The following is a 905-nucleotide window of genomic DNA, read 5'->3' on the forward strand; positions in this document are numbered from 1 at the left end:
ATTTGAACTCTCTCGTTACGCCGAATTTCACTTCAAAGAAGAGGAAAATTTAATGAGAGAAGTGGGGATTCATCACGAGCATCTCCAAAAGCATATTCAAGTACATCGCACTTTTATGGGCGATATTGTCAGCATGCAAAGTTTTATTAACGAAGATAATCGGCAATCAGCGGAGCAGTTGTTGGATTTTCTCATTCATTGGTTGGCGTACCACATTCTCGGCATCGATCAAAATATGGCGAAACAGATCAAAGCCATCGAACGAGGCGTTTCTCCTTTAGAAGCTTATCGCGAACAAGAGCAACAAGCTAACGCGTCTACCGAGCCATTACTAGAAGCACTCAATGCGCTGTTTTCTCAAGTGTCCGAACGTAATCGTGATCTCTTAAAACTCAATTTGGAATTAGAAGAAAAAGTAGAAGCAAGAACGAACCAGTTGTTAACGGCAAATAAGCAGCTGGAAGCACTGTCATTAACGGACTCATTAACTCAACTTCCTAATCGACGCAGTGCAATCAAAACGTTGAAAAAGCTTTGGGATGACACGGAGCAAAAAACACTGCCTTTGGTTTGTATCATGATTGATGCGGATTATTTTAAACAAGTCAATGATACGTGTGGGCATGAGGCCGGAGACTTGGTGTTAATCGAGCTTGCACAGGCACTTAAATATCATTTTCGTAGCGATGATATTGTGTGCAGATTGGGAGGTGATGAGTTCTTTGTTCTTTGTCCAGACACAGGATTGGACGGCGGGTTATATGTTGCGGAAATGGTAAGAAAACAGGTGTCTCAAATGCTCGTTCCAACGTGTTATGAACCGTGGAGAGGGAGCATCAGTGTTGGTGTTGCAGAACGAACAGAAAACATGAGTACGTACACCGATTTGATTCGCGCAGCCGATG

Annotated in this window: 1 protein-coding gene; it reads left to right on the plus strand. The window is 42.9% G+C overall.

Annotation, left to right across the window (positions count from 1 at the left end; genetic code table 11):
* Positions 1–905 (plus strand): GGDEF domain-containing protein (locus R7R24_RS25440; protein ID WP_318119881.1); only part of this gene is annotated, 905 nt, incomplete at both ends.

It is taken from the genome of Vibrio sp. 704 (genome assembly GCF_033339295.1).